This is a genomic window from Xenorhabdus bharatensis, from assembly GCF_037996705.1.
Taxonomy (GTDB): domain Bacteria; phylum Pseudomonadota; class Gammaproteobacteria; order Enterobacterales; family Enterobacteriaceae; genus Xenorhabdus; species Xenorhabdus bharatensis.
The window spans coordinates 117716-140627 of sequence record NZ_JBBMXG010000012.1 but is presented as its reverse complement, the minus strand read 5'-3'; the positions used below and the strand labels follow the sequence as shown (position 1 = coordinate 140627).

Below are 22912 nucleotides of genomic sequence, written 5' to 3'. Positions count from 1 at the left end.
GCGCCAATAACAGCGATTGGGCCTTCTGGTATTGATTCATTAATTGATTCGTTAGCTATTGAATCACTGAATGTCGGACGATGATGTACTGGCATATTCATATTTATTTTCCTTTAAACTGTGGTTCGCGCTTTTCCATAAACGCACGGATGCCTTCCTGAAAATCTTCTGTATGCCCACATTGGCGTTGTAGCTCGCGCTCAAGCTCAAGCTGCTGATCCAACGTATTGGTTGCGGCGGCGTAAGTGGATTTCTTGATGCTCGCAAGGGAGAATGTCGCCTGAGTTGCCAGACGTTGGGCGATTTCCCATGCTTTCTCTTCCAGTTCTTTAGGTTCAAAGACCTGCCAGATCATGCCCCACTCCAGTGCTTGTTCAGCAGTGATTTTGTCCCCCAGCATGGCCATTCCCATCGCGCGGGCATGACCAATTTTATGGGGCAGGAACCAGCTGCCGCCTGCATCTGGTGTCAGGCCGATACGACAGAAAGCCTGAATAAAGGTGGTATTGTGGGACGCGAGCACAATGTCACCCGCCAACGCAAGAGAAAGACCCGCTCCCGCTGCCACGCCATGAACAGCGCAAACCACTGGCTTGGGAAGAGTGGTCAGACGGCGGATTAGCGGGTTATAGTAAGTTTCAAGGGAATAGCCGAGATCAGGAACGCCACCTACGTTGATAACAGAACTACGATCATTTAAATCCTGACCTGCACAGAAACCACGTCCAGCACCTGAAATCAGTACACAGCGCACGGATTCATCCTGTTCTGCAATTTTCAGAGCTTCACTGAGTTGCAGGTGCATTTCCTCGTTGATGCTGTTTATCAGCCTAGGACGATTGAGTTTAATGCTAAGGACACCTGCTTTCACTTCAGTGAGTATCGTGGGTATATTTTCATTTTCCATCTACTAGCATCCTTTAAATGTTGGTTTACGTTTTTCAAGGAAGGCTGAAATACCTTCCTGACGATCGGCTGTACCAGCTAAGGCAACAAAGTGTTGTCGTTCAGCGGACAGCCCTTGTGACAGGCTGGTTTCGTATGCAGTCTTGAGCGCAGCCTTAGCCGCCCGCAGAGCCAGCGGCGAAAATTCACTGATGCGGTCTGCTATTTGTTGTGCACGTTTTAACGTCAGGTTATCGATGCAAATTTCACTCACTAACCCAGCCTGTTGCGCCTGATGGGCGTTAATGGCTTCGCCGGTTAATATCATCTGGCTGGCAAGGGCTTTGCCTACACTGCGAATCAGCCGCTGTGTTCCTCCCGCTCCCGGCATTAACCCCAGCGTGATTTCCGGCAGACCGAAGCTGGCGTTCTCACCACAAACCACCAGATCACAGGCCAGAGCCAGTTCACAGCCTGCGCCGAGAGCATAGCCATTAACGGCAGCTATCATCGGTTTGCTGATATTGTTCAGCCGTTGCCAGAGTTGGGGGCGACGATCAGTGATTGCGTTGGCAACGGTTTGTTGTTGTAGTTCTTTAAGGTCAGCTCCGGCGGCGAAGCAGCGTAGTGAGCCGGTAATGATGATGACGCCGGTTCCGGCATCGGCATCCGCCTGTTCCAGATGTTGTACAAGCAGTTCCAGACAGTCATTGCTGAGAGCGTTGCGTACTTCCGGGCGGTTGAGGGTCAGTGTGCGTACCCGCTGTTGTTGAAGACTTAAAACCCATTCTTGATTCATGGTATCTCCTGATTTTCTATACCCTTCGTTTTTCGAGCTGCCTCTTTGTTGGCTGCACTCACTCACCACGGTCACACATCAAAATCAACAACAACACCATCGCCTTTCGGCCATGACTGGCAGCTTAAAATATAACCGGCAGCCAGTTGATCCGGTTCAAGGCTGTAGTTCACGCCCATATCCACTTCACCGGATTTGAGACGGCATTTACAGGTGGCACAAACACCGCCTTTACAGGCGTAGGGCAAATCTGCGCCCTGACGCAGAGCCGCATCAAGAATGCTGTTATCCTCAGCATTCATCACAATATTCAGGGCGCGGCCATCTAAATGAATTTCGACACTCGTTTCATTGCGCCCGTCCATATTTGCAGGGCGGGAAGCGGTGTAGAGAGGATGATTACCGGTATTGAAACGTTCACTGTGGATGTGTTCAGACGCCATACCGGCCTGCTCAAGTGCTGATTTTGCATCATCCAGCATCGTTTCAGGCCCACAAAGAAAAGCCTGATCAAACTGGGAAAAATTAAGGAGTATTTTGCCGATCCGCAGCAGGTTTTCGGTGTTGATACGACCGTTGAGCAGCGGGCTGTCAGTGGTTTCCTGACTGAATAGATACATGACCTGAAAACGTTGCAGGTAGCGGTTTTTCAGATCAGCCAGTGCTTCTCTGAACATCACCGAGCGGCTGGTACTGTTGCCATAAATCAGCGTAAAAGTACTCTCTGGCTCCAAAGCCAGTGTGCTTTTGATAATCGACAGGATAGGCGTAATGCCTGAACCTGCTGCAATGGCCAGATAATTTCCCGGCTTGCTGGTATCAGGGGAATGACCAAAATTACCTTGTGGCTGCATGACATCCAGCTCATCCCCAACTTTCAATTGTTGATTAATAAAGGTAGATAATCGCCCCTGATAGATAGCTTTGACACCAATTTGTAGTGTGTCATCCAGTGGTGAGCTACAGATGGAGTAACAGCGGCGTAGTTCTTCCCCGTTAACTTTTGCCTTGAGTGTCAGGTGCTGACCCGGCTGATAGTGGAAATATTCTTTCAGTTCATCGGGAATATGCAGTGTGACCGCGACAGAATCTGGCGTTTCCTGCTCAATAGCAGCAATGCGTAAGCGATGAAACTGTGTCCGGTGAGCGTGTTTTTGCTGGGATTGCTTTTTCTGAGAACCGGAATGAGGAAGAATAGCCATCTGCTGCTCCCTTAAATACATTTGAAATAATCGAAAGGTTCCAGACAGTGCTGACAGCGATAAAGTGCTTTGCACGCGGTGGAACCAAACTCACTGATTTTTTCTGTCTGATGACTGCCACAACGCGGGCAGGTAATGGATTCGGTGTCTGCGGGTTTTTCACAGGCCGTTCCCTGTGGTGGCGCGATACCGGATTCCCGCAGACGCTGTCTGGCATCGGCATTCATCCAGTCAGTCGTCCATGCCGGGCTAAGGCTCACGTTAATATGTACGGGGGAGAAACCGGCCTGAGCCAGTGTCGTACGGATTTCATTAAGGAGAAAATCAGTTGCCGGGCAGCCTGAATAAGTGGGAGTGAATACCACTTGCCACCCCTTCTGACCGTTCTGCTCATTCTGGAAAGCGGTAACTTCTCGTATCATACCGAGGTCGGTAATCGATAACGTCGGCAGTTCTGGATCGGCAATCTGATGCAGACACTGCCAGATCTGGTGGATTTCGGGTTGCTGCAATGCTATTGATTGCAACGCTATTGATTGCAAGGAACTAAGTTGCTGCTCCATCCTACCCCCTCAGTTACGGTCACCAGTTATTGTCTGGATATGCCCGCTGTAAAAACTGCATTTCTGCCAGTATGTATCCGAGATGTTCTGTATGCCGCCCTTGCTTGCCGCCTTGTCGGTAAGGGGTTTCCTGTGGTATTTCCAACGTGGCCTGAGTAAAGGTATCTGTGACTATTTGCTTCCAGGGTTCATGCAGTATCCGGGGATCAACCGCAATGCCTGCCTCAGCAAGTTGCTGTTCTACCTCATCGCAATGGAAAAGTTCGCCGGTAAAGCGCCACAGTTGATTGACCGACTGCTGCATTTTCTCGTGGCTCTGTTCTGTGCCATCTCCCAGCCGGATCATCCAGCCACGGCTGAAACGCAGGTGATATTCCACCTCTTTTAATGACTTATTACTGATGGCGGCTAATTGGGTATCACGGCTCTGCCCTAATGCCTGATGGAGTAAGACGTGATAGGCATCGATAAAAAACTGGCGCACCAGCGTATCGTTAAAACCGCCATTAGGTTGCTCCACTAGCAGAAGATTGCGGAACTCCCGTTCATCACGACCAAAAGCCAGCCGGTCTTCATCGCTTTCTTTCTTTTCAGCATCAGTTCCATCAAGTGTGGCGGCATAGCTGAGAAAATGGCGTGCCTGACCCAGTAAATCGAGACCGATGTTAGCCAGAGCCAAATCAATTTCCAGTTCTGGTGCGTGACCACACCATTCGCACAGGCGCTGCGCCAGAATCAGCGGGCTGTCTCCGAGACGCAGTACGTAGTTGAAAAGGTGATGATTGAAAAGGTTCTGTTCGAGGGAAGCGGTATGAGGCATGTTCATATTTTCCCCTTACATATTCTTGATGCCGTCAGGTATCGTGTAGAACGTCGGATGGCGATAAATCTTATCTTCTGACGGTTCAAAAAAAGCGCTGCGATCTTCCGGCTGTGAGGCAACCAGATAAATGGATTTCACGACCCAGATAGAGCAGCCTTCATTACGCCGGGTATAAGCATCACGCGCATTTTCGAGCGCCATCTGATCATCCGCTGCATGGAGGCTGCCGACATGACGATGAGTCAGCCCCTGCTTACTGCGAACAAAGACTTCATACAGTGGCCAATCGGTATTGTTCATATCTTGCCTCCGTTTTCATCGGTTATTAACTACAGCGGACTAAGCAGCCTGTTTTTTTGCAGCCATTTTTCTGGCATGGATGGAGGCTGCCTCACGTACCCAACTTCCGTTTTCCCATGCCCGGCGTTTGGCCTCCAGACGTTCGTGGTTACATATGCCGTGGCCTTTGATCACCTGATTGAATTCGTCCCAGTTGATTTCACCAAAACGGTAGTGCCCGGTTGTTTCGTCCCAAGCCAGTTCAGGGTCAGGTGCAGTCATACCCAGTGCTTCCAATTGGGGAACGGTGTTATCGATGAATTTCTGTCTCAGCTCATCATTACTGAACCGTTTAATTTTCCAGGCCATGCTTTGGGCGCTGTTGGGTGAATCACTGTCATTGGGACCGAACATCATCAACGTCGGCCACCAGAACCGATTAATGGCATCCTGTAACATAGCCCGCTGAGTCTCACTCCCTTTTGCCAGCACGGTCACTGCTTCATATCCCTGACGTTGGTGGAAACTCTCTTCTTTACAGATTTTCACCATAGCGCGGGCGTAAGGACCGTAAGAAGCCCGACACAGAGCGACCTGATTGACTATCGCAGCACCGTCCACCAGCCAGCCAATCACGCCAATGTCTGCCCAGCTCAAGGTGGGATAGTTGAAAATTGACGAATACTTCATCGTTCCATCCAGCAATTTCTGATAGACGTCCTGACGAGTACAACCAAGAGTTTCTGCGGCGCTGTAGAGATACAGCCCGTGACCTGCCTCATCTTGCACTTTTGCCAGTAATACAGCCTTGCGCCGCAGGGTGGGGGCTCGGGTGATCCAGTTGGCTTCCGGTAACATGCCGACAACTTCCGAGTGTGCGTGTTGACCGATCTGACGTATCAGGTTCTGGCGATAGGCATCGGGCATCCAATCCTTAGCTTCAATAGAGATATCTGCCTCGATCTTGGCGTCAAAATGCGCCTGTCGTTGATGATCTGGTTGATCAGTTGTCATATAACGCTCCACATATGATTCTTATTTTTTAAATCATATAGTAAAAACGAATCACTTAATGCAACCTTAAATCTACAAACTGATAACAAAAAGATCAAACGTTTTATTTGTATATTTGTTGAGCACATCACAATTTATGTTATTTATTTTTCAAAAAGTTGTAATTAATTTTTATTGTTATGGATAAGTAAGAGCATTGATAGGCGTAGCCCAGAAAATGTTCGCTTTTGTTAATTTTTTGGGTGGTTTTTTGTCTGGGTTATGTGATACATAAATATTGCATATTGTTTTAATGGTGATTCATTAATGATATTGGCGGAGAAAAAAATGCAACAATTGACCAGTTATATTTGTGGTGCATGGGTTTATGGAAACGGTAACGCCAGAACTATTCATCATGCAGTAAGTGGTGCAGCGCTGTATCAGGTTTGTTCAGATGATCTGCCACTGGCTGATAGCCTTAGCTATGCCAGAGAAAAAGGCGGAAAAGCACTCTCAGCCATGACATTTCAGCAGCGTGCCCAGATGATGAAAGCTGTTGCAAAGCACCTGCTTGCCAATAAAGAAGCTTTATATGCTATCTCGGCAGAAACCGGAGCGACCCGCTCGGATGGCTGGGTCGATATTGAAGGAGGCATTGCAACGCTATTTTCTTATGCGGGTCTGGCAGGGCGTGAGCTACCGGATGATGTGTTATGGCCGGAAGATGAGATGATCCCGCTTTCCAAACAGTCCCAGTTTGTCGCTCGTCATGTTCTGACTTCCCGCCCCGGTGTTGCTCTGCACATTAATGCCTTTAACTTTCCTTGCTGGGGCATGCTGGAAAAACTGGCACCGACCTGGATGGCGGGCATGCCGGCAATCATTAAACCCGCGACTGCTTCAGCGCAGTTAACACAGGCAATGGTGAAGTTGATCCTCGACAGTGGTTTGGTTCCGGAAGGCGCATTGCAGTTGATCTGTGGCGGAATTGGTGATCTGTTTGATCATCTCGACTATCAGGATGCGGTCACTTTTACCGGTTCAGCCCAGACCGGACGCAAATTGAAGTCTCACCCTCGTCTGATTGAAAAATCCATTCCATTTACGATGGAAGCTGATTCTCTCAACTGTTGCATTCTGGGAGAAGATGTCACGCCGGATATGCCGGAATTTGGCGTCTTCATCAAGGAAGTTGTCCGTGAAATGACGGTGAAGGCCGGGCAAAAGTGTACTGCCATCCGGCGTATTATTGTACCGGAAAGCCAGCTTGAGCCGGTTAAGCAGGCGTTGATGAAACGTTTGTCCGGTGTTGTGGTAGGAGATCCGGCTTTACCGGATGTCCGTATGGGGTCATTAATCAGCCTTGAGCAGCGTGATGAAGTTCAGTCCAAAGTGGATTTACTGCTACAAAGTGGTTGTGAATTATTGCTTGGCGGTACTGTAGCTAAACTGGAACTGGCGGATAAGACGAACAGCAATGGGGCATTTTACCCGCCCACTCTGCTTTATTGCGCAGACCCGATGACGAATCAGGCTGTACATGAAACAGAAGCTTTCGGCCCGGTTTCCACCTTGATGGCATATCAGGAGACTGAGCAGGCGATTGAGCTGGCTTTAATGGGGCAGGGAAGTCTGGTGGGTTCACTGGTCACGGCAGATGAGCAGATTGCGATGCAGGTCATCCGTGCGACAGCCTGCGCTCATGGTCGTATGTTAATTCTGGATGAAGCGGCTTCTGCCGAATCAACCGGACATGGTTCTCCGTTACCCATGCTGGTACATGGCGGGCCGGGACGCGCCGGTGGCGGTGAAGAGCTTGGGGGATTACGTGCTGTGAAGCACTATATGCAGCGCACGGCAATTCAGGCCAGCCCAAGTATGCTGACAGCAATTGGTCGTGAGTGGGTACGTGGCGCGAAAGTGAAGGAAGATCCCGTTCATCCGTTCCGTAAATATTTCGAACAAATTGAAGTCGGGGAAAGTCTGCTAACTGCCCGCCGGACGGTGACGGAAGCAGATATTGTCAATTTTGCCTGCCTGAGCGGTGATCATTTTTATGCTCATATGGATAAAATTGGCGCGGCTGAATCCCTGTTCGGTGAGCGTGTAGCGCATGGCTATTTTGTTGTTTCTGCCGCCGCAGGGCTATTCGTCGATGCGTCCGTTGGGCCGGTATTGGCGAACTATGGCATGGAAAACCTGCGCTTTATTGAGCCGGTGAAGATTGGCGATACCATTCAGGTTCGGCTGACCTGTAAGAAGAAGATCAAGAAAGTACAGAAAACGCCGGATGATAAACCACATGGTGTCGTTATGTGGGATGTGCAGGTTTTAAATCAAGAGCAGCAGCCTGTTGCACTTTACAGCATTCTTACGCTGGTGGAACGGCAGTTGAGGGATTATGTTTGATATTTCGATGAAATTTTGATTCATATCAGGGGGGAGAAAACACTCTCCCCTAAGCGTTATTTTTTATTGTTTCTTTTTTGGGAATTAGCCCAATTTGCTTCTGCGTTAACCGCGCTAAACATTCCTTTATCCTTCCCTTCGATTTGAATTTTTAGTTCGTCAGCCATCAGGTTAGTATTTTTGATCCTGAAATGGTGTCTATAAAAAATCGGGCCAGTCTGATTTACTGTGTGCTCAAGCCGACGTTTTCTTCGCTTTTGGTCAGAGTTTTCTTTTGTTAGGTCTATGCCCGTCCTCCATTCAGGGGCTAAAATGCCGCAACTTTTATTAGGAATAATGTTTTTTCTTTCTGTATTTTCATAATCCAAAGCGTAATTAAGTTTATCGACTCGAAGAGTTTTGGCGGCAGAACTGATTTCGTTGCCATAGGGTGACTCACCTACTTGACGTAAAAGATGACTTCTTTTTATCTGTCTCGCCATATGCAATAACAATTGCAAAATAGAGTCTGATTGAGGTTGTGATGCAATGATGGCATTGCCAAATTTATTCTTTGTATTACCAGGTCCCCAACCACAGCCACTAGCATCACCAAAGCCAAGATCAGAATTTAGTTTTATTGCATCAAATCTATTATTGGTTATGTCCAGTGAAATTTTTTTTCTATGTTTAACACCCGGTTGGTCATCTAGTTGGGTACGCAATTGGACATCCACATCAAGGTAGATCCCCCCTTCCATATAGAGAATAACTAAACGGGCAATATCACTTGATGCGGCATAATTCCGAAAAGTGCCTTGTAAATTGAAATAGTATAAATGCCTCAGATAACGAACTAATTCACGATCCCCACCAACAATATTTTCTTGCGCTATAGCTGATGAATTATTTGGTTGGCCTCTCATAATGGTATGAAATAAAAAATCAAAAGCCGTTTCAACAATTCTATAAACATAAGAAAATTTAGTTTGTGTGAATCCCAAATGATAATTTTTACTATTTTTACCTTCTTCACCTGTAAAAGTAAGAGAATTAAATGTCTTTATAATCAGAGATTCATCTGTTTTGTTTCCCCAAATATTGAGTTGAAAACCCGGATTTTCAGCCTTTATCGCCATGATGTTTTTGAGATCATTTTGCGATATTTTATTTCCGGTCCAGAAATAGTGAATTTTTTTTGGAATATTCATAAGTTACCATTATTAATATATTGAATTTTTAAGACGATGCACCAAATAAAGAATGCACTCGTAATAATTACAATTGAAGAGATAACTTATCGTTATTGTGATGTTCTTCATGTTAATAGATAAAAATAACTACCATGAATAGAGCATACGGAGTGGTGTTGTGGGATACAGATATTGGATAGTCATCGTTTGGCTAGGGAACTCGCCCCCAATCGTATAGATAACCGTATGTTTATAAAAACGGTGACTGGGGTGAGTGAGCGTAGTCAACAAAGAGGCAACTTGAAAGACGAAGTGTATATATAAAGATGTGGTTTATGTACACTTAATCGAACTATACTTATTTACTTGATTTTTTTACCTGTCAGATATTTTTTACTTCTTTTTTTCCTCATCAATCGCTGCTGCAATTGCTTTCAGGCTGCAATAAATATCAGCTTCTGTGGTTGCCCATGAACTGACACTAAGCCTTATGGCTTCCTGCCCCTGCCATGTCGTCTGCCCGAACCAGCATTCACCGGATTGTTGAACCGATTGCAGCATCTTGCGCTGCAAAGTGATATCCGGTAGACAGGCGACAACCTGATTAAGAACAACATCATTAAGAACAGTGAAACCCAGTGATTTCAGACCATGAGCCAGCATTTCAGCATACAGACAGCAGCGATCAATTAATGTTTCAATTCCTTGAGCACCCAGTTCGGAAATAACCGCCCACACTTCGACGGCTCTGGCTTTGCGGGAGAATTCCGGCAGCATGTCTTTTGCCTGCCAAACTTCCTGAGTTTCAACATAGGCGGCAGAGGTTGTCATGACATCTCTCAGCGCCTGTTTGTTGCGTACAATACACATTCCACAGTCATAGGGTGTGTTCAGCCATTTGTGGGCATCGACCGCCCATGAATCTGCCCCTTCAATACCTTCGACTAATTCAGATTTTTCTTTTGATGCCCGTGCCCAGAGACCAAAAGCACCATCCACATGCACCCAGCAGCCTGCTTTTTTGGCTTGTGGAATCAGAGATAGGAAAGGATCAGAACTGCCGGAGTTCACATTGCCGGCCTGTAATACCAGAATCATGTTATCTGAGAGTTCAGGAACAGCACTGGCAATAATGCGCCCCTGATTATCACAGGGTACAAAAATGAACTGTGAGCGACCGAAGCCGAGTAACCTCAGTGCCTTTAAAACAGAGACATGGGTTTCTTCGGACAGAACCACTTTCAACGGTGGCGCATTATGTAAACCATGTTCTGCCAGATCATAGCCCTGTTTTTGAAATAGATGCTGGCGCGCAGCACCTAATGCACTGACATGTGCCATTGTGGTGCCGGAGACGAAACCAACGAATGCATCTGAGGGTAAATTCAACAGCTCCAATACCCAGCGCCCGGCAATTTTTTCTAATTGATGAGCAACGGGAGAAGAGGACTCCATCAGCGCTATTTGATCCCAGACACTGGAGACAATATTGGCTCCCATCGCCGCCGGCGTAGAGCCGCCGACAACCAACCCAAAATAGCGACCGCCGGTGCTGGCAACGGTTGCTGGTGAGCCATACTGATGAAGCTGTGCCAGCACGTCCTGACAATCAGAACCATTCTGAGGTAATGGCCTGTCAAAATGTTGCAGACCCCGTAAGGCATCAGAATCGGGATAGACACGCTGGTTCCGAATTTCACTGACATATTGGTATGCGATTTCACTGGCTGCTTTAACCGCAGCAAGTGAGGATTTCCGAATCGGATCTTCCATCGTAGTGTTTTCCCTGTTTATTATCATTTATGTAATTTATTCAATTGGATAACCATCATTGATTCTATGGGAAGAGTGATGGCTGATCCAGAAGGGAAAATATCTGATGGTTGGTAGCTCGTTCTGAGTGGCAAAATATCAGCCGGATGTATGTTTCCGACAACTTTCCTGCAAGATACGCATGATGGTTTCGGTTCCGCTACGATTGGGGTTGATGCGGATCATGCGTTTCTCCAGCGTGGGATCGGTTTGGCGGAATGTGCCGGAGATGCGGTAAAACAGGGGCGGGATTTCAAATTTTGATTCTGCCCCGACGGGATAAGGTAATGCACCCAATGTATGCGCGGTGTTCAGTACCGCATCTGCAATGGGTTCATGAAATTCGACTAAAACCACTTTGGATTGAGCATTGGCAATCATAGCCTGTTTTACTTGTGGTATTTCCCCCTGATTCAATCGGAGCACTAATTCTTCATTCACTTCGGACTGTACGGCATGCATAACCGGTGCAAATACCAGCCCGCGTAGTGCTTCCATCGCCTGATAGCCCTGAATCTGGCAACCGCCGGAGTACATGTTGTGGCGCAGTTTATCGATTATTGGTTGTTTACCGATAACTAAACCAACGCCTTGTGGCCCGAGTAATTTAAAACAGGAAAATGCAGAAAGCGTTGCTCCATATTCACAGCCGATGTGGGGTACTTTCATGGCGGCGTAGTTGTCATCCACCAATGAAGGAATGTGATGCTTGTTCAGAATGGAAATAATCTCTTTCAGAGAATAACGATCATCAATTTTCTGACGTGTATGCTGGAGAAGACAAGCAGTAGGCTTATGCTGTTGAATGGCAGTTTCAAGCTGCTTTGTGCAGTTGAAATCTGCATAAACGACATTAAGACCCATTTGTTCAATCGATGTTTTCGTTGTGGGATAAATCGGTGCGTCATGGACAAGTAATGTCTCACAAGGGCGAAGTATGGCTCCCAACCCGACCCGCAAGGCACCTGTTCCGGCACCATTCACAAAAGCGGCGGATTCTGCGTCAAAATATTCGGCGAGAACAGATTCAATGCGGTGCGTCATTCTGGGTTGCTGGAGGTCCGGGACTAAACCCAGATCTCCCTGTGAGAGAAAATCAGCGCCGGGAAAGTGACGACAGATGATATCCACCAGCTTAAATTGCTGCTTCTGGGCTTGTGCTATCGTCATGCTTTGTAATGGAAAACTCTGCAATGTAACGCTTTGTAACGGCGCTGTTTTCATTCTCTCACGTTGTTCCTGTTAATTTATTCCGACTAAATAGAGTACGTTAGCAAGAATACCTACGGCAATGGTTGCGATCGGGCCGATGGCCATTTCAACCAAAGGACGTTTAGACGTGCGATTAAGCAGATAAATCCCCGCAACAATCATAAAGCCCATCCCCGGCAGAATGGCATTGGAAGCAATCATACCACCGACTAATAGAGCGACTTCGAGCATTTTGGTGATCGCGGTACGAATATGGCCGCTACACGCTTTGACGCCGGGATATTTATCCAGCCAGATCGCAATTTTTGCCAGTAGCTGGATCTCGATAAACATCGTCAGGCCGCCCGCGACAAAGGCCAGCCACGGATTACTGGTTGCCAGACCTGCCACAAACACGAATTTCATCCCGTTGGGGCTGTAGACACCAGTAGCAATTGCCGTTGTACCGACCAGCGGGACAAATCCGATGGCACGTGCCAGCGCCACCAGCAGGGCACTCGTCTGCTCATCCTGTGCCATCAATTGCAGGGATACCGGCCCTTCAGCCAGCAGGCTGAAAGACATGGTCGCTGCACTTGCAGTCAGGCCACCACACAGGATGAGCAACCATTTGTTTTTCTGAATACGTTCGATACGGGTTGAGAACAGCCCGACTAACATTTCATTGGCACCTTTTGGTGCTGCGGAGGATTGATTGGCTGATGGGGCATTATCCGGGCGTTCACGCATGGCGAAGTAGAACATGGCAATCATCGACAGCAACAAAGCCGCACCATTCGGATCGACACTGACCGGCTTCTCGATTAGCCCGCCAAAACTGAGCGGGCCTGCGGCTTTGGTCGCTACATAGCCGACTAAAGCGGTGAGCATGACTAAAAGCCCTTTGCGGTAGCCATATTGATAGCCGACGACCATCGCAGGGAACAGAGCAAAGCAGGCGACAATCGGATCACCGACTTTTTTCAGGTCATCGGTGAAATTAACCGGCAGCATTGCAAATAGTTCAACAACGGAACGTAATCCTGCCAGTAAAGCAATGGCGTATAAGGCGCCAATGATGCCTGAAGCCACGAATCCTCTGCGGCTGTTGGCACACCAGATACCTATCATGTCGGTACCAAGCAACAGGCTGTGAACCAGCACGATGGGTGCCGTCAGCGAGAAGGGAATACCAAACCCGACGACCAGACCGATGCTCAAGGCAAAACTTGTTGCTGCCAGCGCCTTACGGCTCATTCGGCCTTCTAGGTATTCAGGGAGTAGCGGACGCAGGCCATCATGGAAAACGGCGATACCACGGTTTGCCATCATGGCGGCAATCGCACCAATTGAAGCCAGTAATCCCGCTTTAAAAGGATCGACTTCCATCAGTCTCATCAGGAACTCATGAAAATGTTGCATGGTAGGCTCCTTATTGAGAAATGATTGTGTGAATGATCACCGGAAGAACAATATCGATATCCTGCCCCGTAAAGCCAAAGGCTTTTTTGCCGGCTTTTACATGAGCAATAATCTCATCGTCGGATAAGATTTTTCCCGGCATACCAATGGTGGCACAGAGATCCAGACCGATAAGAGCAATCGCGATAGCCAACGCGCCACCGCCGCCCGTATTACAGGCACCAAAATAATAATCGGCATCGCCATTTTTAATCGCCATAGAGGCTTCAATATCATTCATAATGACCACGGAGGTGGCTTTGTCTCCGGCCAGTTGCCGGATACATTCGGCAATTTTTTCTTTTTCTATTTGTCCACCAACGACAAATTTCATGCTGTTATCCCTCTCTTTCTTATTTTCTGTCGAATTATTGCTTAGTTATTTGGAAAAGCGGTGCCGGAAGAATTGGGCAGGGTTATCGCGTAACATTCGGTCTATCTGGGTTTGAGTAAAGCCGGCAGTCAGCAACATCGGAACGAATACCGTGAGTAAGTAATCGAAACCAATTCCTCCGTTGCTTTTCAGATGAGAACGGCGGGTGATATCCTGAGAGAGCATGACTCTGTCGAGTAGCCCTCGTTTGGCAAGCGCCTGTAACATCGCAATGCGTCCGCTGTCAGGATAGTAATTGTTTTTACCAATGGTATCGAATTGTACCCAGGCACCTTCTTCAAGCAGGGGAATAATCGTGTCCAGATTGTCTTTCAGATCACAATGACCAATCGCCACAGATTCAGGAGAAACACCAAACCCCTTGAGGAGCGCCAGTTGTTCACGTCCCATTGTGCTTAAGGTGGTGTGGGTGGATATGGGGCATCCGGTTGCATGATGTGCGAGAGCGGCTGCGGCAAATACCTTTTGTTCATCTTCGGTAATTACCCTAAGGCTGGAGCCAATTTCGGCAATAATGCCGGCTTTTAACGCCGTACCGTCAATGCCTGTTTCAATTTCAGTAATCATCTCTTCAGCAATATCCTGAATGCTTAATGTACTGAAATGAGCGGGGAAGAATGGCCGTTTGTAATAGCCTGTCGAGGCAATAATATTGATGTGGGTATCACGTACCAGATTCAGTAAAAAGGAGGCGTTACGCCCCATGTAACGGTTGGTCACCTCCACAATATTGCGCAGCCCAAGCGCATGCAGATGGCGAAGTTCATCAACAATCAGCTCATACTGATCCAGACGACAGTCAAGGGTACCTTTGGCTTCGGACAGATCAATATGCAAGTGCTCATGAACATAGGTGTAGCCTGATGTATCAATCTTGGGTGGGGAATACAGAGCGGAATGTATGGGTGTATTCCTGATCTTTTTCTGGCATTCCATAACTATTCCATAAATAAAGCATAACTATTCCGTAAAAAATTATTTCCGTAAATAAATAGTCGCGCAGCATCATGCGGTAAATTGACTAGAGCGAAAATAACATTATTTAAGGGAAGAATAATATTAAATGTAATACCTATGTTGAGTAATTATTAAGAGTAACCGTTGTTTTTCCAGTTGCCCTGACTGTCATAAATGCCTTCAAGTTTTGGATTTCCTGACTGAATACCTGAGATCAGGGCGACATCGCTGCGGGTGACGAAAATCTGAGTCCGGAAGCACATGATCACCGCGCTGCCAATGGGATGTAGTCCATACAGAGATAAGTGATAATCAATACAGGGTTCACCTAACCGTAATATCCGTGCTGTTTTGTATGAACTGTTTTGTTCTGGAAAAACAAGTGCATGCTTCATGTGGCTGCGTTGGTAGTAGCCTCCACCATAACAATAACTTTTGTCCTCATAGTGATGGGATATTTCAGTGACATAAGCCATCGCGATCTGTTCAGGCTCCCGTCCTATACTATTGGCAGGGATTGTTCCGGTCAGGGCATGACCCGGTTCTAAATGAGTCGCACCATATTTTGCTAACAGGGGAATTGTGTTGCTGCTGGTTGCCGAGGGGGCATTGATTTGAGAGAGGGAAATACCGCGTTGCTTGAGCTTGTTTCGTGCTCTGATCAGCGTCTGCAAATTAACGGTTGGTAATGTTGTCTGATACTGGGCATTCCATGCCAGACAGGGAAAGTGAGTCAGACCACATAGTTTAATACCCGGCATTTTTTTTAAAGCATCAATAGCTGAATCTAGCTCTTCAAACAGGAAACCTGACTCCTGACAGGTAAAAGCCATATCGCGCTTAGCAAAAACTTTCAGCATGATGGGCTGAATACGCCCCAGCTTTTCAGCCGCATCTGATATGGCCTGAGCTTTCTCCAGCGAAAATACAGTGATGATTTTGGGTTCACAGCGGAGCATAGTTTCTATCAGATGAGCGGGTGTTTGTACTAAATGACCAATGTGGCACAGCGGTATACCGTGTTGGCTCAGGCTGTAGGCTTCTTTGAAATCCACCGCGACAACACCGGGATAGCCGAGTTCAATCAGTTTCTTGGTCAGCCATGGATTGCGACCAAACTGTTTGGTCATCAGATAGAGTTCGATACCATATTGCTCTGCTGTTTGCAGTAAATGCTGACCATTCTTTAATACCTGATCGACATCAATGACGTAAGTATCGGGTAGGATCGTACCTTGTTGCCAAAGGTTTTTTGCTACTTCTATTAATTTAGAATTCTGTTTTTTTAACGCATTAATAAACATAGGTTTCTCTTTGTAGCTGCAAAGCAGTACGTTTGTGCGAAAAATAAAAACACATGAAGTTTCTTAATCTTCATTTTTTTGAATATTTATGGTGTGTAAAAATCAATAACTTGTTGTTGCAAGTATTAAACCATATAAATTTATTAACAGATAGCCTTCCTCATTGGGGTGTAGGGTGAGGGTAAACTTTTCCAATAGTGAATGATGAATTTTGAGTAACAGTGAATAATTCCCGGATTGTTTTATTTTATCCAGAATGTCTTTTTCTATAGGGGAAACAATTTCTCCACGACGTGATCGCATAAAAGCACTTGCCATATGAGTAAGTGCCATTTCACCTTGTGGGTGGCGGACTGGGATCAGCCAGAACTCCTCCAGAATATGCACGACATCCAGCATATTATCGTAGATATCCTGATCGATGACACCACCTTGCAACAGGATAGTTAGCCGTTGTTCTACCATCACTTTTTGTTACACGTCAGATTTAATTGATTATGTTTGGTCTGAGTCTGTTTTTGGCTGAGACCTTATTTTGGGGTTAATTAAGGTTCAGTAAATGGGTTCGATTATGCCTGATACCACGTTTTGTTGATGGGTTAGTAGTGCTTCTCTGTCAACCATGGTATGCAAGAGTTGCTGGATAGGGATGTTATCCTTGCGGGCAAGAATAACAGCTTCGGAGGCTTTGATAAAACACTCACTGTCGTCGGGAAGCTGGGTCATCAGGCCTTGTGCAATCAGCTCGTGGCCTTGTCCAACGTTCCAGATAGCCGCATCAATGTGGCCTTTCATGATTTGATTCAGACACTCATGATAAGAGACCTCGACCAGTTCAATTTCTTTTCCTGCAAAATACTGCTTTGTCATTATTTTCTGGTCAGCTGAGGTGCTGTCTAACCCTACGCGGCGGATAGTTTCCATCTCCCCCTGACGAAAGATTAACCGATGTCTGTCTGTATAACTTTGGGTCCCTAGTGATAGCGCAATATATATATCTTTATTGTCTGGATGCTGCTCTGCGGCGAGTCTTGATGTTACTGCTAAGTCATAGACGCCATTCAGTAAGCATTCAATGCGGATATCTGAGCCTCGCATGTGTGCAAAGTAAAAAGGAACGCCTGCACATAATGCTTTTAAACCACTGGCCAGACCCTCATAGGCTCGGGTATAGGGAAGGGGCATCGCGCAGACTACATTGCCGATATCGGCATATTCCAATAGTAATTTGTGGTTAATCTGCGAGAGAAAGCTGCCATTCCGACCACGACGCTTAATTCCAACCGCCTGTGATTGCTCGAGGGATTTTAATGCTGCCTGCATTAAACCCACGGACAACCCACACTCTTTTGCCAGTAACTCTATGGTTTTCAGGCGATTGCCACATTGTTCCGAGAGGAGATAACGAGCCAGAAATGATTGCGCAATCCCCTCTTTTTTAATGAATGTTTGACTCATCATTACAAGTTTTTATCCATTCTTATTTATCTTCATAAATTTGAACATAAACCGCAACCAGCGAATTAAAGAAAGGGGAGTAATATCACAATTACAGAATAAATGAAAATTTAAAAAATGATAAAAACCAATATTATCAATATTTTGAATATATATTATCATTTTAGCCTGAAGATATAAAAATAAGCATCATGGGAGAATATAGGGAAATAGCCTGATTCCTACCCCGATGTCTGCTGTATTTTTCTGTCTACATGGTGATTTTTGCTACACTATTTGTCACAGCATGAAATAATTTGATGGTATTTTGTTCTTTACCTCAACCTAGATCATCAGCTATAAAACGCTATCTTTTTTTATTTAATCTCTATTGAATTTTATTCTACTCTGCTGCAATAAAAGTCAAAAACCGTGTATTCATTCGTCTGATTTTTTAATTATTTATCTATATATCATAAGGTTATTACTAATGAAGGTTATAGCAAATGATGTGCCGATTGAAATAGAAGACAGTGGTGAAGGGGTTAATGGTGAAAAGCGGCCGGTGGTGTTGCTGATCATGGGTTTGGGAATGCAGCTTATCGATTGGCCGGATGACCTCGTAAACCTGTTAGTTTCGGCTGGGTTTCGGGTTATTCGGCATGATAATCGTGATTCGGGGCTGAGCCAAAGATTTGATCATATTCCACAGCGCTCCTTATTATGGCAGAAAGTCCGGTTTCGTCTGGGGCTACCTGTTCGCGCTTCTTATAGCATACAGGATATGGCTGATGATGCTTTGGGGGTACTTGATGCGCTGAATATCCCTCAGGCTCATATTATCGGCGCTTCAATGGGGGGGATGATTGCCCAGAGGCTAGTGGCAACCTACCCTGAGCGGGTAAAAAGTCTGGTGAGTATTATGAGTTCGAGTGGTGCTCCGGGGCTTCCTTCGCCAAAGCCGGAGGTAATAGCGGCGTTGTTATCCAAACCCGCCGATACCAGTATAGAAGCTCTGGTTGCTCATCAACTGAGAATCATCCGGCTTCTTGCTTCTCCTTCTGAACCACTAAATACAGATGAACAGGCTCAGCATCTGAGAATGGCTTTTCGTCGTGGTGGTTATCATCCCAGAAGTTTTATCCGACAGATTTTGGCGATAATTGCAGATTCTGACCGGGCTGAGATTCTGAGTCGGATTAGTTGTCCGACACTGGTTGTACATGGTGAGGATGATCCTTTAATTCCGGTGGCCTGTGGAGAAGATACCGCCAGACGTATTAGTGGGGCTGACTTCTTGCCAGTTCAGCAAATGGGGCATACCTTCCCGCCATCGTTTATGCAGGCTATGACTAAGGAGATTATTCCGTTTCTACATGAAGTAAGAAGGCACAGCATGAAATAAGTCAAATTCAAATGAGGTGGCGCATTATGTTTTTCTGTTTTAACAATGAGGATAAACCCAAAGGACGGAAGTTGTCTAAGAGTGATATAAAGCTCCAGGAAGGACAGAGTTTAGATTTTCCTAATTATTACACCGAAAGTTGTTCTGTTATATCCAGTGATTATATTATGGGGGTACATATTATGTTCATGGGCAAACAAGGCGACTTACCTAATGAAAATCATGAGAATTTTTTACTTGCGGTTTGTTATGCATTTAATAAAGTAGCGCCAAGGGTGAAGGATTTTTCGAAGAAAGTAAGAGAAATAAAAGTTTATCTGGAAGAAGATAGAGGTTGTATTCAAACACGCTGGCCAAAAATAGAAGATAAAGCAACTAACCAGTCACTAAAGTGGTCTGAGACAGGGCCTTGCTTACATATAAACCGACAGCATATTGAGAAAGAAAATTTAACAAAGAATACAAATACATTTCTGTGTTTCAATCTAACTAATAAACGGGAAGCTTCGGGTAAATCCGGCCCTCGTGGTATAGCAGATATGATGTATGACAAGATGAAATCATCACATAAATCTCCTTTGGGGCCTGTACTAGCAATTAAAGTAGTTGCATCTATTGTCCATGAGATTGGGCATATTCTTCATGCTCAATCCGATAAATCAGAATCAAATCTTTTTTGGGAAAGTAAGCGTTCAAATTCTATTAACTCTCAATCAAAAGAAATAAGGGAAAAGCATATAATACATGCCAAGATAGCAGAGAATGTTAGCAGTTATGTTCAGGGTAATAATTCTACAGAATTTGTTGCAGAGGTTTTTACTGGTTTGATATATGGTAAAAAATACAATGATGAAGTTTTAATGCACTATAAGTACTATAATGGTCCGGAATTAATTGGCTTTATATTACCAGATTTGCCAGCCAATTGGCTTCCTATGAGATTAAGAAAAGAATAGTCAATATGATAATGAGAGTGGATATGATATTTTTATAAAATAAAATTAATGCATTTTATGATTATATTAATGTACAGGATACTAAGGATTACGTCTTGCAAAGAATAGTGTCAGTATGAAGGCGCGGGAATACTGACGACAAATATCAGGGCGGATTTTATTCACAATGGATAAGTGCTCAATCAGAGTCATAGGTGAATAATGATAAAAATAAGATAAATTATCATCCAATGAATTTTTAAAAGTATGCTAGTGATTTTATGATGTAACGAGACTGAATATCTGGTATCGTTTTTCTGAATTAATGTTAAAAAAATCCACCTATTGTACTTATCGCGTTAATTCCGAGTTACGTTAAAAATATTTTTTTGATTACTAGTTTTTATTTTTTAAGAGAAATTTATTATATGAATAAGAATGTAATATTAGTTTACGGAGAGAGCTATGCACGCTATGAACTTTATTCAGATTTAATAAATAAAAAACAGGATGATAATGTTTATATATTTATTGATGATTTAAATGAGGCATTAGAGATTTCTAATGATAAAGTGCAAAAATCTAAAATGAAAAGTTTTAATTCTCTTATGCAGTCACATTTGTCAGATACTAATATAACTAGTGATATGTGTGCAGTGTTATATAAATATACACCAAAGTTGAGAGAATCTCCGGAGGCTACGAAATACTTGCTACAGTCATGGTCACTTTTTTTATCTAAAAACATAGATAAATTATCAATTTATCGAAGGTTAAATAATAAATTAGATAACAATAGATTAGAGAGTGATATGATATGGAAAAGTTACGTGACTGAGTTATTAAATAAAAATGCACGATATAATTATAATAATAAGAAAAAGAATTGGCATGATAATAGTAGCTTGTATTATCATGAATTGGGTTTTAGTAATGAAAATATGAATGAGCTCGTTGAATTTATGAAAAGCAATAAAGATGCTGATAGTAAGGAGTATAGAAAAAGTGACATTAATCTGTTAACGAAATTAGAACAGATAGAATCTAAGGGAGAAAATGAGAGTGGCTCTCCTAATAAATTTGATTTGCTATCGCAAGTTCTTACGAATGGAAAGTTGAGGAAAATATCTAAATTATCCTTAGAATGGGTTAAGGAAGAATCTGAAAAACCAGATTCTCCTATTAGTGGATGGATATTTCTTATGGATTATTTATCTGAAAATAAACGCTTCCCTAAGCCAGGAGGAAATTCTTATCAGCCAGAAAACAGAAATCGAATTGATATAGACATTGATCGGTTCAAGCATTGGAAAAAACAAAAAACATTTTCAAATGGCTCATTATATAGCCCTATTACAGATTCAGAATATAGACATGTTAAGAGAAAATTTATTGGAGAAACCGGTACTGGACAGATAACACCATCAGCGTTGAGTAGACATAAGATTAAATCCGATATGTTTAATGTTGAATATTATCCACGTGGTCTTTTTAAAATAAAAAAATAATAATGTATTTATTAATAATATATCCTTCACCTTTTTTATGCTATTTGACTGAAAGTGAGTAAGCTCAGGCAGTCAATCTGTTGTTAGAAGGTGAAGGAGGGAATGTTTAACGTGAAATTTCTTTAATCATAATATGCAGTGTGCTTTGCTGTTTAGGGCTGGTGAATATAATATCCCTGAACCATTTCATCGCATTTTTTTCATAGAACTTTCGCGCCTGCTTGTTACTTTCCAGTACTTCCAGCCAAAGCCATTTTTGATTTTGTTCCTGTCCTAATTTTTCGATATAGTCAAACATTTGTTGACCATAATTTTTCCCGGTCAGACGTGGTAGCAGATGAAGTTTATGTAAATACAATCCTGTTAATTCACTATCTGGAATAGTTTTATCAACAGCTATTTTAATAAATCCGATAGGCCGACTAGTCTCAGCAATAAACCATTTATGATTAGGTATATTGATCGAATTCGCTATTTCTGTCAGGGAACTCTGCTCGGAAATATACTCTTCTAGTTCATCTTCGTCCTGCCATAAATGAGAGAAGTGAAAACGGTAACTTTCCTCAATCATTTGGGATAATTGTTGGGTCTCTTTTATTGTCGCTTCCCGAATAGTTAACATAAATCATCTCTTAGTTATAAGGAATTAAATGATTACCAGATATTGTATTTATTAATTTTTCACCTTCCAGCCATTCTCCATAACCCGCAGCTGTGTGGATATGGCCTGCTCCGGATAAAACTATGAGTTCGGTCTTCCAGGATTTAGCCAAAAAATGGGCTTTTTCTAACGATAAAAACTCGTCGTTATCGCTGCAAACTAACGTTGTGGGAAAAGGCAGAGGTATCTTTGGTAAAGGGCGTTGAATATAGAGTTCCGGTGGTGCATTAGGGTTATCAATATCAGCAGGAGCAACAAGTAATGCACCTGTTACTCTGCTACAGCTTTTTTCTTTTGCCCACTGAGCTATGGTTACTGCGCCACAGCTATGTCCAATCAGGAAAATTTCACCTGACGTTTTTTCAATAGTTTCATGAAGGCGATGTAACCATTTTTCTCTGACGGGTGATTGCCAGTTATCCTGCTGGACTCTGATAACATTTTGATATTTTCTTTCCAGATGGGACTGCCAATGATCTGGCCCAGAATTAGTATATCCCGGTACGATTAAGTAGGTTTTAGTTGCCATTTAATGATGCTATCCCGTGTTAGTATTTTGGTCTTTTAATATACTAAGTATGCTACCACAGCGGTAAAAATGTACTATCAAATCATCCAGTTGAATCGAATGAAAATAAAGAAATTTTGATAGAACGAACTGATGATTGATTTCGAAAATTTATGGTTTTTTTACGGGGGATTTGAGCGGAAGGAAATAA

22 protein-coding genes are annotated in these 22912 nt (G+C 44.3%); 4 read left to right on the top strand and 18 right to left on the bottom strand.

Annotated elements, in window-relative coordinates; translation table 11 throughout:
* Positions 1-103: 103 nt before the first annotated feature.
* The 7 genes from paaG to paaA form a co-directional block, all read right to left on the bottom strand.
* The gene (paaG, locus tag AAC855_RS13180; RefSeq protein WP_340610174.1) at positions 104-907 is read right to left on the bottom strand and encodes a 2-(1,2-epoxy-1,2-dihydrophenyl)acetyl-CoA isomerase PaaG; all 804 of its coding nucleotides are present in this window, start codon (positions 905-907) and stop codon (positions 104-106) included.
* A gap of 3 nt (positions 908-910) precedes the next feature.
* Positions 911-1684 (bottom strand): 2,3-dehydroadipyl-CoA hydratase PaaF, encoded by a 774-nt coding sequence (paaF, locus tag AAC855_RS13175; RefSeq protein WP_340610172.1) that lies wholly within the window; start codon positions 1682-1684, stop codon positions 911-913.
* Between the two features lie 71 nt (positions 1685-1755).
* On the bottom strand, positions 1756-2886 hold the full coding sequence (gene paaE / locus AAC855_RS13170; RefSeq protein WP_340610170.1) for a 1,2-phenylacetyl-CoA epoxidase subunit PaaE: 1131 nt from the start codon (positions 2884-2886) through the stop codon (positions 1756-1758).
* Positions 2887-2897: 11 nt separating this feature from the next.
* On the bottom strand, positions 2898-3449 hold the full coding sequence (gene paaD, locus AAC855_RS13165) for a 1,2-phenylacetyl-CoA epoxidase subunit PaaD (protein ID WP_340610169.1): 552 nt from the start codon (positions 3447-3449) through the stop codon (positions 2898-2900).
* Between the two features lie 19 nt (positions 3450-3468).
* Positions 3469-4269 (bottom strand): 1,2-phenylacetyl-CoA epoxidase subunit PaaC, encoded by an 801-nt coding sequence (gene paaC, locus AAC855_RS13160; RefSeq protein WP_340610211.1) that lies wholly within the window; start codon positions 4267-4269, stop codon positions 3469-3471.
* Positions 4270-4284: 15 nt separating this feature from the next.
* Positions 4285-4572, bottom strand: coding sequence for a 1,2-phenylacetyl-CoA epoxidase subunit PaaB (gene paaB, locus AAC855_RS13155; protein ID WP_340610167.1), 288 nt, complete (start codon positions 4570-4572; stop codon positions 4285-4287).
* A 39-nt stretch (positions 4573-4611) separates the two neighbouring features.
* On the bottom strand, positions 4612-5565 hold the full coding sequence (paaA, locus tag AAC855_RS13150; RefSeq protein WP_340610166.1) for a 1,2-phenylacetyl-CoA epoxidase subunit PaaA: 954 nt from the start codon (positions 5563-5565) through the stop codon (positions 4612-4614).
* Between the two features lie 327 nt (positions 5566-5892).
* Here paaA and paaZ point away from each other — a divergent pair, with 327 nt between their 5' ends.
* On the top strand, positions 5893-7956 hold the full coding sequence (paaZ, locus tag AAC855_RS13145) for a phenylacetic acid degradation bifunctional protein PaaZ (RefSeq protein WP_340610164.1): 2064 nt from the start codon (positions 5893-5895) through the stop codon (positions 7954-7956).
* Positions 7957-8012: 56 nt separating this feature from the next.
* Here the strand turns inward: paaZ and AAC855_RS13140 are convergent, their stop codons facing one another.
* The 9 genes from AAC855_RS13140 to yhfZ form a co-directional block, all read right to left on the bottom strand.
* Complete coding sequence (locus AAC855_RS13140; protein ID WP_340610163.1) at positions 8013-9146, bottom strand: glycosyltransferase; 1134 nt, start codon at positions 9144-9146, stop codon at positions 8013-8015.
* A gap of 375 nt (positions 9147-9521) precedes the next feature.
* The gene (locus tag AAC855_RS13135; protein WP_340610161.1) at positions 9522-10901 is read right to left on the bottom strand and encodes a pyridoxal phosphate-dependent decarboxylase family protein; all 1380 of its coding nucleotides are present in this window, start codon (positions 10899-10901) and stop codon (positions 9522-9524) included.
* Between the two features lie 138 nt (positions 10902-11039).
* Positions 11040-12134: an aminotransferase class V-fold PLP-dependent enzyme gene (locus AAC855_RS13130; protein ID WP_340610209.1), complete on the bottom strand. Its 1095-nt coding sequence runs from the start codon at positions 12132-12134 to the stop codon at positions 11040-11042.
* Positions 12135-12182: 48 nt separating this feature from the next.
* Positions 12183-13553 carry a YhfT family protein gene (locus tag AAC855_RS13125; RefSeq protein WP_099120383.1) on the bottom strand — a complete coding sequence of 457 codons (1371 nt, stop codon included), beginning with the start codon at positions 13551-13553 and terminating at the stop codon, positions 12183-12185.
* Between the two features lie 10 nt (positions 13554-13563).
* Positions 13564-13926 (bottom strand): DUF2620 domain-containing protein, encoded by a 363-nt coding sequence (locus AAC855_RS13120; RefSeq protein ID WP_340610159.1) that lies wholly within the window; start codon positions 13924-13926, stop codon positions 13564-13566.
* A gap of 45 nt (positions 13927-13971) precedes the next feature.
* Positions 13972-14922 (bottom strand): phosphotriesterase-related protein, encoded by a 951-nt coding sequence (locus AAC855_RS13115; protein WP_340610157.1) that lies wholly within the window; start codon positions 14920-14922, stop codon positions 13972-13974.
* A gap of 152 nt (positions 14923-15074) precedes the next feature.
* Positions 15075-16247, bottom strand: coding sequence for a YhfX family PLP-dependent enzyme (locus AAC855_RS13110; protein WP_340610155.1), 1173 nt, complete (start codon positions 16245-16247; stop codon positions 15075-15077).
* A gap of 102 nt (positions 16248-16349) precedes the next feature.
* The gene (locus AAC855_RS13105; RefSeq protein WP_340610207.1) at positions 16350-16712 is read right to left on the bottom strand and encodes a PRD domain-containing protein; all 363 of its coding nucleotides are present in this window, start codon (positions 16710-16712) and stop codon (positions 16350-16352) included.
* Between the two features lie 87 nt (positions 16713-16799).
* On the bottom strand, positions 16800-17708 hold the full coding sequence (gene yhfZ, locus AAC855_RS13100) for a GntR family transcriptional regulator YhfZ (protein ID WP_340610153.1): 909 nt from the start codon (positions 17706-17708) through the stop codon (positions 16800-16802).
* A gap of 466 nt (positions 17709-18174) precedes the next feature.
* Here yhfZ and AAC855_RS13095 point away from each other — a divergent pair, with 466 nt between their 5' ends.
* The 3 genes from AAC855_RS13095 (at position 18175) to AAC855_RS13085 (ending at position 21532) form a co-directional block, all read left to right on the top strand.
* Entirely contained in the window at positions 18175-19089 is a 915-nt protein-coding gene (locus AAC855_RS13095) for an alpha/beta fold hydrolase (protein WP_340610151.1), read from the top strand.
* 71 nt (positions 19090-19160) lie between these two features.
* A complete protein-coding gene (locus tag AAC855_RS13090; protein WP_340610149.1) occupies positions 19161-20045 on the top strand; it encodes a hypothetical protein in 885 nt (294 codons plus the stop codon).
* Between the two features lie 407 nt (positions 20046-20452).
* Positions 20453-21532 carry a hypothetical protein gene (locus AAC855_RS13085; RefSeq protein WP_340610147.1) on the top strand — a complete coding sequence of 360 codons (1080 nt, stop codon included), beginning with the start codon at positions 20453-20455 and terminating at the stop codon, positions 21530-21532.
* 106 nt (positions 21533-21638) lie between these two features.
* On the opposite strand, the gene AAC855_RS13080 is transcribed toward AAC855_RS13085, so the two are convergent.
* Both AAC855_RS13080 and AAC855_RS13075 read right to left on the bottom strand, forming a co-directional pair.
* Positions 21639-22154: a GNAT family N-acetyltransferase gene (locus AAC855_RS13080; protein ID WP_340610145.1), complete on the bottom strand. Its 516-nt coding sequence runs from the start codon at positions 22152-22154 to the stop codon at positions 21639-21641.
* A gap of 10 nt (positions 22155-22164) precedes the next feature.
* On the bottom strand, positions 22165-22722 hold the full coding sequence (locus tag AAC855_RS13075; protein ID WP_340610143.1) for an RBBP9/YdeN family alpha/beta hydrolase: 558 nt from the start codon (positions 22720-22722) through the stop codon (positions 22165-22167).
* Positions 22723-22912 lie beyond the last annotated feature (190 nt).

Bases quoted from the DNA above. Each gene is read 5' to 3' on its own strand.
- paaG (WP_340610174.1), bottom strand. From the start codon at position 907: ATGGAAAATGAAAATATACCCACGATACTCACTGAAGTGAAAGCAGGT.
- paaF (WP_340610172.1), bottom strand. From the start codon at position 1,684: ATGAATCAAGAATGGGTTTTAAGTCTTCAACAACAGCGGGTACGCACA.
- paaE (WP_340610170.1), bottom strand. From the start codon at position 2,886: ATGGCTATTCTTCCTCATTCCGGTTCTCAGAAAAAGCAATCCCAGCAA.
- paaD (WP_340610169.1), bottom strand. From the start codon at position 3,449: ATGGAGCAGCAACTTAGTTCCTTGCAATCAATAGCGTTGCAATCAATA.
- paaC (WP_340610211.1), bottom strand. From the start codon at position 4,269: ATGCCTCATACCGCTTCCCTCGAACAGAACCTTTTCAATCATCACCTT.
- paaB (WP_340610167.1), bottom strand. From the start codon at position 4,572: ATGAACAATACCGATTGGCCACTGTATGAAGTCTTTGTTCGCAGTAAG.
- paaA (WP_340610166.1), bottom strand. From the start codon at position 5,565: ATGACAACTGATCAACCAGATCATCAACGACAGGCGCATTTTGACGCC.
- paaZ (WP_340610164.1), top strand. From the start codon at position 5,893: ATGCAACAATTGACCAGTTATATTTGTGGTGCATGGGTTTATGGAAAC.
- AAC855_RS13140 (WP_340610163.1), bottom strand. From the start codon at position 9,146: ATGAATATTCCAAAAAAAATTCACTATTTCTGGACCGGAAATAAAATA.
- AAC855_RS13135 (WP_340610161.1), bottom strand. From the start codon at position 10,901: ATGGAAGATCCGATTCGGAAATCCTCACTTGCTGCGGTTAAAGCAGCC.
- AAC855_RS13125 (WP_099120383.1), bottom strand. From the start codon at position 13,553: ATGCAACATTTTCATGAGTTCCTGATGAGACTGATGGAAGTCGATCCT.
- AAC855_RS13120 (WP_340610159.1), bottom strand. From the start codon at position 13,926: ATGAAATTTGTCGTTGGTGGACAAATAGAAAAAGAAAAAATTGCCGAA.
- AAC855_RS13115 (WP_340610157.1), bottom strand. From the start codon at position 14,922: ATGGAATGCCAGAAAAAGATCAGGAATACACCCATACATTCCGCTCTG.
- AAC855_RS13110 (WP_340610155.1), bottom strand. From the start codon at position 16,247: ATGTTTATTAATGCGTTAAAAAAACAGAATTCTAAATTAATAGAAGTA.
- AAC855_RS13105 (WP_340610207.1), bottom strand. From the start codon at position 16,712: ATGGTAGAACAACGGCTAACTATCCTGTTGCAAGGTGGTGTCATCGAT.
- yhfZ (WP_340610153.1), bottom strand. From the start codon at position 17,708: ATGATGAGTCAAACATTCATTAAAAAAGAGGGGATTGCGCAATCATTT.
- AAC855_RS13095 (WP_340610151.1), top strand. From the start codon at position 18,175: ATGAAGGTTATAGCAAATGATGTGCCGATTGAAATAGAAGACAGTGGT.
- AAC855_RS13085 (WP_340610147.1), top strand. From the start codon at position 20,453: ATGAATAAGAATGTAATATTAGTTTACGGAGAGAGCTATGCACGCTAT.
- AAC855_RS13080 (WP_340610145.1), bottom strand. From the start codon at position 22,154: ATGTTAACTATTCGGGAAGCGACAATAAAAGAGACCCAACAATTATCC.
- AAC855_RS13075 (WP_340610143.1), bottom strand. From the start codon at position 22,722: ATGGCAACTAAAACCTACTTAATCGTACCGGGATATACTAATTCTGGG.